This window comes from Methylobacterium radiodurans (assembly GCF_003173735.1).
Taxonomy (GTDB): Bacteria; Pseudomonadota; Alphaproteobacteria; order Rhizobiales; family Beijerinckiaceae; genus Methylobacterium; species Methylobacterium radiodurans.
In genome coordinates, this window is record NZ_CP029551.1 from 4663476 (window position 1) to 4676089 (window position 12614).

The window sequence follows — 12614 nt, forward strand, 5'->3', positions numbered from 1 at the left end:
CCCGCCAGGACGCCCGCGTCGCGGATATCCGTGCCTTCGCCGAGGCGTCCCGCGGGGGCGCGCGCCTGATCGGCGTCGATCTCGGCACCCGGACGATCGGGCTCGCGCTCTCCGACGTGCAGCGCCGCATCGCCTCGCCGCTGGAGACGATCCGGCGGGTGAAGTTCACGCCGGATGCGCAGCGCCTGCGCGACCTCTGCCTGAAGCACGCTGTCGGGGGCCTCGTCTTCGGCCTGCCGCTCAACATGGACGGCTCGGAGGGGCCGCGGGCGCAATCGACCCGCGCCTTCGTGCGCAACCTGAAGCCGATCCTCGACCTGCCGGTCCTGTTCCAGGACGAGCGCCTCTCGACCGCGGTCGTCACCCGCGCGCTGATCGAGGCGGACGCCTCGCGGGCCAGGCGCGCTCAGCTCGTGGACAAGCTTGCCGCCGCCTACATCCTGCAGGGCGCGCTCGACATGATGCAGGAATCGGACGAGGGCGACAGTGGGGGCGATCGGTTCCCGGTCTACCCGTAGGAGCCGGCGCGGAAGCCGGCTCAATCGCGCGCGGCTTTCCTCTCGCCCCGGCGCTCGTCCTCCCGGAACGCTGTCCTGCGCCAGGCCGGCGGGCATGTCATGCGGCCCTCGTAACCGTCGAAGCCGCCGCTGTAGGAGAAACGGTTCAGGGCCGCGTGCCGTGCGCGCTCCGACGCGGCCTCACAGCGGGAGCCCGCGCCGTCCGGCGTCCGGCTTCGACGCTGCGTCTCGGTCGCTGTGCCCGAGCCCGGTTTCGGCATTCCGGCCCTCCTACCGCATGACGTTGCGCGCCCCGGTACAATCGCCGGCCGCGCGGACCCGTTGCATCCTAGCAGGGCCGAGGCGTTTCCGCAGGCCTCGGCGCAACCGGAATTCCTGAGGGACCCTGAGGGACGGAAGCCGGGACGAGGCCTGTCGCATCAGCGGATCAGCGAGACCGTGCCGCTGCCGTGACGCTCGATCCGGCCGTCGAGTTCGAGCTCGAGCAGCAGCGTCTGCACCGCGCGCACGCCGAGGCCGGTGGCGCGGGCGAGCGCGTCGGTGCCGACCGGGCTGGGGCTCAGCGCGCCGATCAGCCGGGCCCGGGGGTCGGCCGTCTCCTCCAGCTCGGGCGCGTCGAGGCCGGGCGCCGGCACCGGCACCGCGATGCCGTCGAGGTCGATCTCGTCCCAGAAGACCGGCTGGTCGGCGAGGTCGGGCGCGTCCCGCGCCTCCGGCACCGTCCCGCCGACGAGCGGGGCGATCACCGCGAGGACGTGATCGACCTCCGCGACCAGGGTTCCGCCCTGGCGGATCAGGTCGTTCGTGCCCTCCGCCCGCGGGTCGAGCGGCGAGCCCGGCACCGCGAAGACCTCGCGGCCCTGTTCCAGGGCGAAGCGGGCGGTGATCAGCGAGCCGGAGCGGCGCGCGGCCTCGACCACGACGGTGCCGTAGGCGAGCCCCGAGATGATGCGGTTGCGGCGCGGGAAGTCGCGGCCCCTGGGCTCCCAGCCCATAGGCATCTCGGCGACGACGGCGCCGCCCGCCCCGACGATCTCGTCCACGAGGCCGGCGTGGTTCGCCGGGTAGATCCGGTCGTGCCCGCCGGCCAGCACCGCCACCGTGCCGGTGCCGAGGGCGGCCTTGTGGGCGCGGGCGTCGATGCCGCGGGCGAGCCCCGAGACCACCGTCAGGCCGGCCTCCCCGAGGCCGCGGGCGAGGCGCTCGGTGAAGGCGCCGCCCAGCGCCGAGGCGTTGCGCGAGCCGACGATCGCGACGGCGGGCTGGCCGAGCGCGGCGGCGGCGCCCCGGACCGCCAGGAGCGGCGGCGCGCTGTCGGTGACCTGCAGGAGCCGGGGGTAATCCGCCTCGCCGGTCGCGACGAGCCGGGCGCCGAGGCGCGCGGCCGCCGCGATCTCGTCCTCGGCCTGCGCACGGCTCGGCGGCGTCACCGGCCGCCCCTGGCGGCGGGTGAGCGCGGGCAGCGCGTCGAGGGCGCCGGCCGCGCCGCCGTAGCGGTTGATCAGGGTGCGGAAGGTGCGCGGACCCACGCCCTCGGTGCGGATCAGCCGGAGCCAGTCGATGCGCTGCGCGTCGGTGAGCTGCATGGAGCGGGTTCCGGATCAGGGTCCTAGGAACCCTATCACAGGGGCGGCGCCCGCGCTCAGCCCTTCTGGCCGATCCGCCCCTCGGTGCCGGCGATCAGCCGCCGGATGTTGGGCTCGTGCTTCCACCAGAGCAGCAGGCCGAGCAGCCCGAACAGAAGGGCCTCCGCCGGACGGCCCAGCGCCCAGAGCACGAGGGGCGTGCCGGCGGAGGCCGCCAGAGCCGCGAGCGAGGAGTATCGGAGCGCGAAGGCGAGCCCGAGCCAGATGGCCGCGAAGGCCAGGAGCGCGAGGGGGCTGAATGCCAGCAGCACGCCGATGAAGGTCGCCACGCCCTTGCCGCCGCGGAAGCCGAGCCAGACCGGGAAGAGATGGCCGAGGAACGCCCCGAGCCCGGCCGCCAGCATCGCGGCCTCCCCGAAGCGGGCCGCGATCAGAACCGCGGCGGTGCCCTTGAGCGCGTCGCCGAGGAGCGTCGCGGCGGCGAGCCCCTTGCGGCCGGTGCGCAGCACGTTCGTCGCGCCGATATTGCCCGAGCCGATCGCCCGCACGTCGCCGAGCCCGGCGAACTTGGTCAGGATCAGCCCGAACGGGATCGAGCCCAGCGCGTAGCCCAGCGCGAGGCAGGCGGCGACCGTCGCGGTCGCGAAGTCGAAGATCGCGATCACGCCGCCACCGCGATCTCGGGCAGACGGTGCACGACGCGCCCGCCGACCAGCGTCAGCACCGCCGCGCCCTGCAGGCGGGCCTCGTCGAAGGGCGAGTTCTTCGAGCGGGATTTCAGCTGCCGCTTGTCGAGGACGTAGGGCAGGTCGGGATCGATCACGACGATGTCGGCCGGGGCGCCCGCATTGAGCCGCCCGGCCTCGCGACCGAGGATGCCGGCAGGCGCCGCCGTCAGGGCTTCGATCAGGCGCGGCAGGCCGATATCGCCCGTGTGGACGAGGCGGAGCGCGGCGCCGAGCAGGGTCTCGATGCCGAGCGCACCGTTGGCGGCCTCCGCGAAGGGCAGGCGCTTGGTCTCGACGTCCTGCGGGTTGTGGTCCGAGACCACCACGTCGATGACGCCCTCCTTCAGGGCCTGCACCACGGCCTGCCGGTCGCTCTCGTGGCGAAGCGGCGGCGCGAGGCGGCAGAAGGTGCGGTAATGCCCGATATCGCCCTCGTTGAGCACGAGGTTGTTGACCGAGACGCCGCAGGTCACGGGAAGCCCCGCCTCCTTGGCCCGCCGCACGATCTCGACGGAATCGGCGCACGAGATCATCGCCGCGTGGTAGCGGGCGCCGGTGAGGCGCACGAGGCGGATGTCGCGCTCCAGCATCACCGTCTCGGCCTCGCGCGGGATGCCCGCGAGTCCGAGGCGGGAGGCGAACTCGCCCTCGTTCATCACTCCCTCGCCGACGAGGTCCGGCTCCTCGACGTGCTGCATGATGAGCGCGCCGAAATCGCGGGCGTAGGTCAGGGCGCGCCGCATCACCTGGGCGTTCGTCACCGCCTTGAGACCGTCCGTGAATGCCACGGCGCCGGCCTCCTGCAGCAGGCCGAACTCGGTCATCTCCCGCCCCGCGAGGCCTTTCGTGACGGCCGCCGCCGGCAGGACGTTGACGCAGGCCGTGTCGCGGGCGCGGCGCAGCACGAAGTCGACGATGGCCGGCCCGTCGATCACCGGGTTGGTGTCGGGCATGCAGACGAGCGTCGTGACGCCGCCGGCGGCGGCGGCCGCGCTCGCCGAGGCCAGGGTCTCGCGATGCTCCGCGCCCGGCTCGCCCACGAAGGCGCGCATGTCGACGAGGCCCGGCGCCACCACGTTGCCGAGGCAGTCGATCCGCTCCGCACCCTCCGGCGCGCCCGGAGCTGCGCCGTGGGCGACGTCGGCGATGCGGCCCTCGCGGACGAGGACGCTTCCGGGCGTCTCCTGCCCGGTGGCCGGGTCGAGCAGGCGGGCGTTGGTGAGGAGGAGCGGACGAAGGGACATCGGCATCACCCGTTCGGCAGGTGGGTCGCGAGGGCTTCGAGCACCGCCATGCGGACGGCAACCCCCATCTCGACCTGCTCGCGGATCAGCGACTGCGCGCCGTCGGCGATGTCGGAGGCGATCTCGACGCCGCGGTTCATCGGGCCCGGATGCATCACCAGGGCGTCGGGCTTGGCCAGCGCCAGCTTGTCGCCGTCGAGGCCGTAATAGCGGAAATACTCCTTCACCGAGGGCACGAAGGAGCCGTTCATGCGCTCGCGCTGCAGGCGCAGCATCATGACGATGTCGCAGCCCTTGAGGCCTTCGCGCATGTCGGTGAAGACCTCGACGCCGAAGCGCGCGATGCCGGCCGGCAGCAAGGAGGTCGGCCCGATCACCCGCACCCGGGCGCCCAGCGCCTGCAGGCTGATGATGTTCGAGCGGGCGACGCGGGAATGCAGGACGTCGCCGCAGATCGCGACCTGAAGCCCCTCGATCCGGCCCTTGTTGCGGCGGATGGTCAGCGCGTCCAGGAGCGCCTGGGTCGGATGCTCGTGGGCGCCGTCGCCCGCGTTCACCACCGAGCAATCGACCTTGCGGGCGAGGAGATGCACGGCGCCCGCCGACTGGTGGCGCACCACGATGATGTCGGGCCGCATGGCGTTCAGGGTCGCGGCGGTGTCGATGAGCGTCTCGCCCTTCTTCACAGACGAGGAGGCGACCGACATGTTCATCACGTCGGCGCCGAGCCGCTTGCCGGCGAGCTCGAACGAGGATTGCGTCCGGGTCGAGGGCTCGAAGAACAGGTTGATCTGGGTGCGGCCCCGGAGCGTCGTGCGCTTCTTCTCGACCTGTCGGGAGATGTCGACGGCGGCGTCCGCCCGGTCGAGCAGACCCTCGATCTCGGGGCGCGTCAGCCCCTCGATGCCGAGGAGATGGCGGTGGGGGAAGCTCGGGGGCGCGACTTGGGTCATGTCGAGGGCCGGTGATAGGTCGCCGGACCGGGCCGGGCAAGGGCGGCGGGAGCTTCGTGAGACTTCGCGCACGCCTTCGTGGCGGCCGTCCTTGCCGCGCCCGCCCGGCGACCCACTTCGCCGGGGCCGAACGACCCGAAGGCCCGCCCGAGGATCCGCCCATGATCGACCCGACCCTGCGCGACGCGCTCCTCGCGGTGAGCCCGGCCAGCCTCGCCCGGGCGCTCGCCCGCCGCGGAATCCGTGCGCACGCCTTCGCGGGGCTGGAGCTGCGCGCCTCTACGCCCATTGCCGGGCCCGCCCACACCCTGCGGCTGATCCCTGCGCGCGACGAGGCGGCAGGCGATCTGGCGCAGGCGATCGGAGAGGTGCCGGAGGGCGCCGTGTTGGTGATCGACGCCGCCGGCAGCGGCGGCGCACTGCCCTTCGCGCGCCTCCTGGCCGCCGCCGTGGCGCGGGCCGGCGTCGCCGGCCTCGTCACGGATGCGGGCCTGCCCGACGACCTCGCCCTGCCCGCCTGGGGCCGGGACCTCGGCCGGACCCCGGGATCCACCGGGCTCGCGCTGGCCGGAACAGGCGAACCGGTCGCCTGTGCGGGCGCGGCGGTGCATCCGGGCGACATCGTGGTGGCAGGACCGGACGGCGCCGTCGTGTTGCCTGCCGACATCGCCGAGTCGGTCGCGCTGGAGGCCGTCGAGCAGCAGCGGCTCGACCTCTGGCTTCTCAGAGAGGCCGAGCGGGGCGCCGACCTATCGGCCCTGCTGCCGCCGGACGCGGAGACGCGCGCCCGCTTCGAGGCCGAGACGAAGAATCCTTGAGCCGACGATGTTCTTCCCCGCCTCGAAGCTAATCTTCTTCCTGATCACCCCGTCGAACTTCCTGATCCTCTGCGTGCTCGCGGGGGCCGCACTGTTCGGCCTCGGCTGGCGCGGGACGGGCGGCTTCCTCGTCGTCTTCGCGGGCGTCGGGCTGGCGCTCGGCGGCCTCTCGCCGCTGCCTGCGCTGGCGATGCTGCCGCTGGAGGAGCGTTTCCCCCGCTTCGAGGACGACGGCGAGCCCGTCACCGGCATAATCCTGCTCGGCGGCGGGATCGAGACCCGCATCGCCACGGCCCGTGGCCAGTTCGTCGGCAACGACGCGGACGAGCGCCAGACCTACGCGGCGGCCCTGGCCCGGCGCTACCCGCAGGCGCGCCTCGTGTTCTCGGGGGGCAGCGGCAACCTGAGGGCCGGCGGCGACAGCGAGGCGGACATCATCAGCCGCTACGCCGATACGCTCGGCCTGCCGCGCTCGCGCCTGATCCTCGAGGGCCGCTCGCGCAACACACACGAGAACGCCCGCTTCAGCGCCGAGCTGGTGCAGCCCAAGCCCGAGGAGCGCTGGCTCCTCGTCACCTCGGGCTGGCACATGCCGCGCGCGGTCGGCTGCTTCCGGCAGGCGGGCTTTCGCGTCACCGCCTTCCCGGTCGATTACCGCACCGGCGGCTGGGGCGACCTCTACCGCCCGGTCAGCTTCGCCTCGGACGGGCTGTTCCAGCTCGATCTCGCCGTGAAGGAATGGATCGGCCTCGCGGTCTACAGGTTCGCGGGCTACACCTCCGGCTGGCTGCCGGGGCCCGACGACGCGTCCCCTGCGGGTCCGAGCCGGTAGACGCCGCGAAAGTCGTCCGGATCGACCGGGCGTCCCTTCCGCAGGATCGCGATCCGCCCGGCCTTGGCGAGCCGCACGGCGACGCGCCGCACCGGCTGCATCAGCTTGCCCCACCCGTCCGGATGCGGGCCGCCGATGGCGCGGGCGACCTCGGACGGGCAGACCGTCTTGCCCGGCCCACGCCCGTCCACGAGGTCGAGCAGCGTCGTCTCGATCAGGGCCTCGTTCGCCGTCTGCCCGGGCTTCTTGTCCGCGCTCTTCTTTTCCGCACTCTTGCCGGGTCCGTTCATCGCGCGCTCTCCTTCAGAACCTCGTCCTCCTCCAGGAGCGCGCTCCGGATCTCGGAGGCGAACTGGCGGCGCCACATCACCAGAACCGCCGCGGTGGTGGTGAGCATCAAGAGATAGGGACTGACGAACCAGCCCAGATAGGCCAGCGCGAACAGGAAGGCGCGCTGGCCCCGCGCGAACTGCTGGCCGGCGGCGATGTTCATCGCGGCGGCGCGGCGCGCCGCGCGCAGCATCGCGGCCTCGTCCGCACCCGAGCCCTTCGGCGGCACCGCCCCGATCAGGATCGAGCCGTAGTTGAACAGGCGGTAGGCCCAGGTGAACTTGAAGAAGGCGTAGACGAAGACCACCGCGAGCCCCGCCACCTTGATCTCCCAGGTGAGCCGGGTGGCGGCGCCGCCGAGCGCCAGCGCGCCGAACAGGCTGAGCACGTCGTCGCTCGAGCGCGAGAGCGTGAGCACGCCGCCGAGCGCGATCAGCGAGGTTGAGGCGAAGAAGGCGGTGCCGTTCTGCAGCGAGGCGTTGATCGTGGTGTCGACCACCCGGTTGTCGCGCTGGATCATCTGGCGCGCCCAGATCTCGCGCTGCCGGTTCATGATCTGCGAGAGCGACACCATCCGGCCGCGCAGGCGCCCGACTGAGAGCGCGTAGCCGGTCCAGGCGGCGACGAAGAACAGGAGCGCGCCCAGGTCGAGCGGCGAGAACGCCGCGGCGGCGGTCTTCAGGTCGGTCATGGTCTGCCGGAGGATCGTTGCCGCGGGGGCATATCAGCCGGGCGCCGGGGTCGGAAGGCGTTTATGGGGTCGAGGCCCGACTTGCGGGACCGGCCGGGCGCTGCATGAAACCCTGAACGGACCTCTTACACCTGCTTACCGAGCGTCCGCGCAAGGTGGTCCTCGTGCTGGCGCTGGAGGTCTTCGAAGGTCTCAAGGAGCGCCTCTGCCTCTTGGGTCGGCAAGCCATCCTCCCGGAGGCGAGCGATCAGCGCGCGTTGGTTCGCGATGTGCCCGGCACCCTCCTCGACGTGCCGTCTGACCATCTCAAGTTCAGTTTCGCCAGCACGCATTCAAGCAGGATAGCAGATCGGCCACGGCATGGGATGCCCGTTCGCTTACCACCCTGAGCAGCCCTTCCGTCAGCCAAGTGTATCGGGGGCCCAAGTCCTCTCGATGCGATCCTACGACAGGATGCGGAAGCCGGAGGGCGGTGCCTCGGCCGGCGCCGTCGCCACCACGTCGTCCACCCGCGCCCCCGGCGGCCCCTGACGGCAGGCCGCAAGCATCGCATCCACCGCGGCTTCGGGCCCTGAGAACATGGCTTCGACCGTGCCGTCTTCGCAGTTAAGCACATGGCCCGAGAGGCCGCGCGCCCGTGCCTCGCGCTCGGTCCAGGCCCGGTAGGACACGCCCTGTACCCGGCCGCTGATCACCACCGCGACGGTCTTCGTCCCGCTCACCGCATCACCCTCCGGTCGCCTGCGGAACTGGGCCGGCGCGCCCGGCCGGCAAGCCCGCCTCAGCTGCCGCGATAGGTCTGGAAGCTCCAGGGCGTCGCCACCAGGGGCACGTGGTAGTGCCCTTCCGGCTCCGACACGCCGAAGCGCAGCGGCACGACGTCGAGGAAGGGCGGATCGGCCAAGTCGTATCCGGCCGCGCGATGGTAGGCGCCGAGCGCGAAGCGCAGCTCGTAGATCGCGATCGGCACCGGACGCCCGCCGATCAGCGGCGCGTCGGTGCGCCCGTCCGCGTTGGTCACCGCGCGGGCGACGAGGACGGTCTCCTCGGCCGAGACGATCTCGTGGAGTTCCACGCCGATCCCCGCGGCGGGCCGGCCCCGCACCGTGTCCAGCACGTGGGTCGAGATCCGCCCCGTGGTGCGCGGCGGCCCCTCCCCCGCGACCAGCCCGTTCAGGCGGATCGCGCCGATGCGGAAGACCTCGGCGAGGGCCGTGCGCCGCTCGGTCTCCGGGGCCGAGGCGAGCCGGGCCTCGAAGCGGCGGAGCAGCGAGGCCCGGCCGTGCCGCTTCACGCAGAGGATGAACGGGATCCCGAACCGCGCCCGGTAGGCCGCGTTCAGCGCCTCGAAGCGGGCGTACTCGGCCTCCGACAGGCGATCGAGCCCGGCCGCCGCCTGCTCCGCGACGGAAGCGGGTTCGATCCGCCCGGCCCGCGCGGCGCGCCCGGCGAGTTCCGGATGGCCGGCAAGCAGGGCAAGACGCTGCCCGTCCGGCGCTTCCTCGATCACCGCCCGCATCGCGTCCGCGAGCGCCTCGACCGTCGCGAAGGGCCGCCGGGCCGAGGCGGCCGCGGCCACCCAGGGCGCGTGCTCGTAGACCGCGCCGAGCGCCGCGACGAAGTCCGGCTCCGGCATCGCGTTGAGGGCGGTGAGGGTGAGGGGAGCGGAAGCCATCGTCTCTCTCGGTCGGCGCGCCGGCGATCCGGGGCGCTGCCCGGCATAGCAGGCCTTGCGCCAGGAACCGGCATCCGGGGCGCCCACCGCGGCGCAATGCCCAGGCGAGCCCGCCGCTCGACGCGTCCGTTGATCAGCTGAATCCCGTCGAGGGAGCGGGGTATGCCCAACACGGGCTCCGGGCGCGCCCAGTCCTGCAGCATATCTCACTATTTGCCGAAGCGCTGATCATCTTTATCGTGTGGGATGTTGCATTCTGGAGATGGCTTGGCGAACAGGATTTCTCGAGCGCCGGAATGGCACCTCGATTGCGACCGAAAGACTGAATAGGTCCGATCGGGGGATTGTCATGGTCGGGTGGAAGGCGGCGGTAGCGGTCGCGGCGGTGTTACCGCTGGGGATGGTCGCGGCGGCGAGCGCCGCCGACATGGACGCGGTGCGGCAGCGGGCGGCGCCCGAGCGTGCCGAGCCGAAGGAGGCGCCCTTCTTCGTCTTCGCCGACACGCAGATCAGCTACCGGTATGTCTTCACCGCCGCGGAGCCGGGCATTCCCAGGCTCAAGACCGCTGATCCGAGCGACGGGCGCGATATCCCGAAGAACGTCCTCAATATCGCGCACGCGAATGCCTGGGCCTATGGCACGAACTTCCTCTCGCTGGACGTGCTGAAATCCGGCTCCCAGGATCCCGCCGGGACGCGCAACGAGATCCCGGGCCAGACGACGCCGTTCGGCTACGGCGCGACGGAGGCCTACGGCCTCTATCGCGGCACGCTCAGCGGCAACAAGATCACGGATACCAAGGCCTTCGCGATCGGCGGGCTGATCGAGGACGTCTCGCTCTCCTTCGGCTTCGACGCCAACGCGAAGAACACGCCGTTCGGGCCGCGCAAGCGCCTCGTGGTCGGCGGTCTCGTCTTCTCCGTCGACGTCACAATCGGCTTCCTGAACGTGGCGGTCCACGCCTCGAAGGAGTGGAACCGCAACGGCTTCGCGGTGGCGCTCTATCGCGACGTCGGCTTCGACACGACGCCGGAATTCGAGATCGTCTACAGCTTCCCGCTGGACGGATTGCTCGGCGGCTTCCCGCTGCGGGTCGCGGGGTTCAACAACATCGTGATGCCCAAGGGGCGGACGAGCACGCCCACATCCACGCCGACGACCGTCGAGTTCCTGTCCCGCACCAACCTCGTGCTCGATGTGGGCAAGATGATCTGGAACCAGCCCGGCCGTCTCGACGCGTTCGTCGGGTTCCAGTACTAGCGGAACAAGTTCGGCAACGACATGGACTACTACAACCGGGCGGTCACGCCGGGGATCTACACCGCCGGCATCTCCGGGGCCGGCGCGGAGGAGAATACCTTCCTGGCCGGCGTGTCGATCCACGTCTTCTGAGACTGTCCCTTGGGGGCGTCCCGCTCAGCGCCGCTGCCTGGCCTTGACCGGGACACCGAGGCCCCGGGGCGCGCGCACGGCGTCGCCCTGGCGAAAGGCGCGCTCCACGTTGCGCTTGCCGGCGATCCCCTGCGTCCCGCCGGCCGCGGTGGCCGGCTCCCGGCCGGCCGGCGCACCGACCGACTGGGCCTGGGCGGAGCCGCACATGGCGAGGCCGAGCGCGAGGGCGGCGGCGAGCGACGCTGATCTAGTCATGGTCCGGCAGTGTCCAGGTTTCGTCGACGCGGTTGTCACGCGGTCTGGGCCCTAAAGGACCGAATGCTGAGAAATGTTCCGTGCTGGGATGCAGATCGACCCGGTCGCCGCCTGCCTCTGGCACATGGTCTGCATCGAATGCGTCAGGCCGGCGCCGGAACGCCGAGGCCGACGCCGCTCACGGAGGCTGTCCATGTCGTTGCCCTCTCCCGCGCCGTCCGCCGCCGGGTCCGATCCGGTCCCCGGAGCCCGGCTGTCCCGCGGCGCGCTGGGGCGTCTCGGCCTCCAGCACGTGCTGGTGATGTATGCGGGCGCCGTGGCGGTGCCCCTCATCGTCGGGCGCGCCCTCAAACTCTCCCCGGAGCAGGTGGCGCTCCTCGTGAGCGCCGACCTCTTCGCATGCGGCATCGTCACCCTGATCCAGAGCTGGGGCCTGCCGGGTATCGGCATCCGCATGCCGGTGATGATGGGCGTCACCTTCGCGGCGGTCACCCCGATGGTGGCGATGGGCGTGAACCCGGAGATCGGCCTGACCGGTATCTACGGTGCGGTGATCGCCTCGGGCCTGTTCGGGCTCCTGGTCGCGCCCCTGGTCGGGCGGCTGCTGCCCCTGTTCCCGCCAGTGGTGACCGGGACGATCATCCTTGTCATCGGCATCTCGCTGATGCGCGTCGGCGTGAACTGGGCCGCGGGCGGCGTCGGCAACCCGAACTACGGCGCGCCGCTCTATCTCGGCATCGCCGCCTTCGTGCTCTGCGTCATCCTGCTCGTCGCCCGCTACGCCACGGGCTTCGCCGCCTCGGCCTCGGTCCTGATCGGCATCGTGCTCGGCATGATCGTGTCCGGCTTCGCAGGCCTCGTCCATCTCGACCGGGTCGCCGCGGCCGCCTGGTTCGACGTGGTGCGCCCCTTCGCGTTCGGCTGGCCGACCTTCGACCCGGTCGCGATCATCACCCTCTGCCTCGTGATGATCGTCGTGATGATCGAGTCGACCGGCATGTTCCTGGCGCTCTCGGAGATCACCGCCGATCCGGTCGACGAGCGGCGCCTCGCCCGGGGCCTGCGCGCGGACGGACTCGGCACCGTGATCGGCGGCGTGTTCAACACCTTCCCCTACACCTCGTTCTCGCAGAATATCGGCCTCGTGGGCGTGACCGGCGTGCGCTCGCGCTGGGTCACGGTGGCGGGCGGCTTCATCATGCTCGGTCTCGGGCTGATCCCGAAGCTCGCGGCGCTCGTCGAGGCCGTGCCGCAATGCGTGCTCGGCGGGGCAGGCCTCGTGATGTTCGGCATGGTCGGCGCCACCGGCACGCGCATCCTCGGGGGCGTCGATTTCGCGGGCAACCGCAACAACCTGTTCATCGTCGCGGTCTCGGTGGGCTTCGGCATGATCCCGCTGGTCGCGCCGACCTTCTTCAAGCAGATGCCGCACGCGCTGCATCCGCTGCTGGAATCGGGCATCCTGCTCGCGGCGATCTCGGCGGTGGGCCTGAACCTGTTCTTCAACAGGCTCGGCGCCGCCGCGGAGGCCCGCGACGCGGCGATCCGCCAGGCCTGGGTCGCCGAAGCCCACTGACCGCACCGCGAACCG

The 12614-nt window shown here is 71.8% G+C and carries 13 protein-coding genes and 1 pseudogene; 5 read left to right on the forward strand and 9 right to left on the reverse strand.

Annotation, left to right across the window (positions count from 1 at the left end):
* Positions 1 to 26 precede the first annotated feature (26 nt).
* The gene (gene ruvX / locus DK427_RS21900) at positions 27 to 518 is read left to right on the forward strand and encodes a Holliday junction resolvase RuvX (protein WP_245931078.1); all 492 of its coding nucleotides are present in this window, start codon (positions 27 to 29) and stop codon (positions 516 to 518) included.
* Between the two features lie 419 nt (positions 519 to 937).
* On the opposite strand, the gene dprA is transcribed toward ruvX, so the two are convergent.
* The 4 genes from dprA to DK427_RS21925 are packed head-to-tail and all read right to left on the reverse strand — an operon-like array spanning position 938 to position 5029.
* Complete coding sequence (dprA, locus tag DK427_RS21910; RefSeq protein WP_109953227.1) at positions 938 to 2104, reverse strand: DNA-processing protein DprA; 1167 nt, start codon at positions 2102 to 2104, stop codon at positions 938 to 940.
* Positions 2105 to 2160: 56 nt separating this feature from the next.
* Complete coding sequence (gene plsY / locus DK427_RS21915; RefSeq protein WP_425452607.1) at positions 2161 to 2766, reverse strand: glycerol-3-phosphate 1-O-acyltransferase PlsY; 606 nt, start codon at positions 2764 to 2766, stop codon at positions 2161 to 2163.
* A complete protein-coding gene (locus DK427_RS21920; protein ID WP_109954314.1) occupies positions 2766 to 4076 on the reverse strand; it encodes a dihydroorotase in 1311 nt (436 codons plus the stop codon). The genes plsY and DK427_RS21920 overlap by 1 nt, the downstream gene beginning before the upstream one ends.
* 5 nt (positions 4077 to 4081) lie before the next feature.
* Positions 4082 to 5029, reverse strand: a complete 948-nt coding sequence (locus DK427_RS21925; protein ID WP_109953228.1) for an aspartate carbamoyltransferase catalytic subunit — start codon at positions 5027 to 5029, stop codon at positions 4082 to 4084.
* Between the two features lie 161 nt (positions 5030 to 5190).
* On the opposite strand from DK427_RS21925, the gene DK427_RS21930 reads away from it, so the two are divergent.
* Positions 5191 to 5847 (forward strand): RraA family protein, encoded by a 657-nt coding sequence (locus DK427_RS21930; RefSeq protein WP_109953229.1) that lies wholly within the window; start codon positions 5191 to 5193, stop codon positions 5845 to 5847.
* 7 nt (positions 5848 to 5854) lie between these two features.
* Positions 5855 to 6679 (forward strand): YdcF family protein, encoded by an 825-nt coding sequence (locus tag DK427_RS21935; RefSeq protein WP_109953230.1) that lies wholly within the window; start codon positions 5855 to 5857, stop codon positions 6677 to 6679.
* On the opposite strand, the gene DK427_RS21940 is transcribed toward DK427_RS21935, so the two are convergent.
* The 4 genes from DK427_RS21940 to uraD all read right to left on the reverse strand — a co-directional run bounded on the left by DK427_RS21940 (position 6619) and on the right by uraD (position 9375).
* On the reverse strand, positions 6619 to 6969 hold the full coding sequence (locus tag DK427_RS21940) for a DUF3253 domain-containing protein (protein ID WP_109953231.1): 351 nt from the start codon (positions 6967 to 6969) through the stop codon (positions 6619 to 6621). The genes DK427_RS21935 and DK427_RS21940 overlap by 61 nt on opposite strands.
* Positions 6966 to 7700, reverse strand: a complete 735-nt coding sequence (locus DK427_RS21945) for a DUF599 domain-containing protein (RefSeq protein ID WP_109953232.1) — start codon at positions 7698 to 7700, stop codon at positions 6966 to 6968. Before DK427_RS21945 ends, DK427_RS21940 begins: the two co-directional genes overlap by 4 nt.
* Before the next feature lie 443 nt (positions 7701 to 8143).
* Positions 8144 to 8422 carry an acylphosphatase gene (locus DK427_RS21955; RefSeq protein ID WP_109953234.1) on the reverse strand — a complete coding sequence of 93 codons (279 nt, stop codon included), beginning with the start codon at positions 8420 to 8422 and terminating at the stop codon, positions 8144 to 8146.
* 59 nt (positions 8423 to 8481) lie between these two features.
* Complete coding sequence (gene uraD / locus DK427_RS21960; protein WP_109953235.1) at positions 8482 to 9375, reverse strand: 2-oxo-4-hydroxy-4-carboxy-5-ureidoimidazoline decarboxylase; 894 nt, start codon at positions 9373 to 9375, stop codon at positions 8482 to 8484.
* Positions 9376 to 9775: 400 nt separating this feature from the next.
* Between uraD and DK427_RS21965 the strand changes: the two are divergent.
* Positions 9776 to 10768 (forward strand): annotated as a pseudogene (locus DK427_RS21965) (hypothetical protein).
* A gap of 24 nt (positions 10769 to 10792) precedes the next feature.
* On the opposite strand, the gene DK427_RS21970 reads toward DK427_RS21965, so the two are convergent.
* Entirely contained in the window at positions 10793 to 11023 is a 231-nt protein-coding gene (locus tag DK427_RS21970; RefSeq protein WP_109953236.1) for a hypothetical protein, read from the reverse strand.
* A 193-nt stretch (positions 11024 to 11216) separates the two neighbouring features.
* On the opposite strand from DK427_RS21970, the gene DK427_RS21975 reads away from it, so the two are divergent.
* Positions 11217 to 12599, forward strand: a complete 1383-nt coding sequence (locus DK427_RS21975; RefSeq protein ID WP_109953237.1) for a nucleobase:cation symporter-2 family protein — start codon at positions 11217 to 11219, stop codon at positions 12597 to 12599.
* Positions 12600 to 12614: the final 15 nt, after the last annotated feature.

Excerpts from the sequence above, each read along its gene's own strand:
- DK427_RS21935 (WP_109953230.1), top strand. The coding sequence starts at position 5,855 with ATGTTCTTCCCCGCCTCGAAGCTAATCTTCTTCCTGATCACCCCGTCG.
- DK427_RS21930 (WP_109953229.1), top strand. The coding sequence starts at position 5,191 with ATGATCGACCCGACCCTGCGCGACGCGCTCCTCGCGGTGAGCCCGGCC.
- DK427_RS21920 (WP_109954314.1), bottom strand. The coding sequence starts at position 4,076 with ATGTCCCTTCGTCCGCTCCTCCTCACCAACGCCCGCCTGCTCGACCCG.
- dprA (WP_109953227.1), bottom strand. The coding sequence starts at position 2,104 with ATGCAGCTCACCGACGCGCAGCGCATCGACTGGCTCCGGCTGATCCGC.
- uraD (WP_109953235.1), bottom strand. The coding sequence starts at position 9,375 with ATGGCTTCCGCTCCCCTCACCCTCACCGCCCTCAACGCGATGCCGGAG.
- DK427_RS21975 (WP_109953237.1), top strand. The coding sequence starts at position 11,217 with ATGTCGTTGCCCTCTCCCGCGCCGTCCGCCGCCGGGTCCGATCCGGTC.
- DK427_RS21925 (WP_109953228.1), bottom strand. The coding sequence starts at position 5,029 with ATGACCCAAGTCGCGCCCCCGAGCTTCCCCCACCGCCATCTCCTCGGC.
- DK427_RS21940 (WP_109953231.1), bottom strand. The coding sequence starts at position 6,969 with ATGAACGGACCCGGCAAGAGTGCGGAAAAGAAGAGCGCGGACAAGAAG.
- DK427_RS21945 (WP_109953232.1), bottom strand. The coding sequence starts at position 7,700 with ATGACCGACCTGAAGACCGCCGCCGCGGCGTTCTCGCCGCTCGACCTG.
- DK427_RS21970 (WP_109953236.1), bottom strand. The coding sequence starts at position 11,023 with ATGACTAGATCAGCGTCGCTCGCCGCCGCCCTCGCGCTCGGCCTCGCC.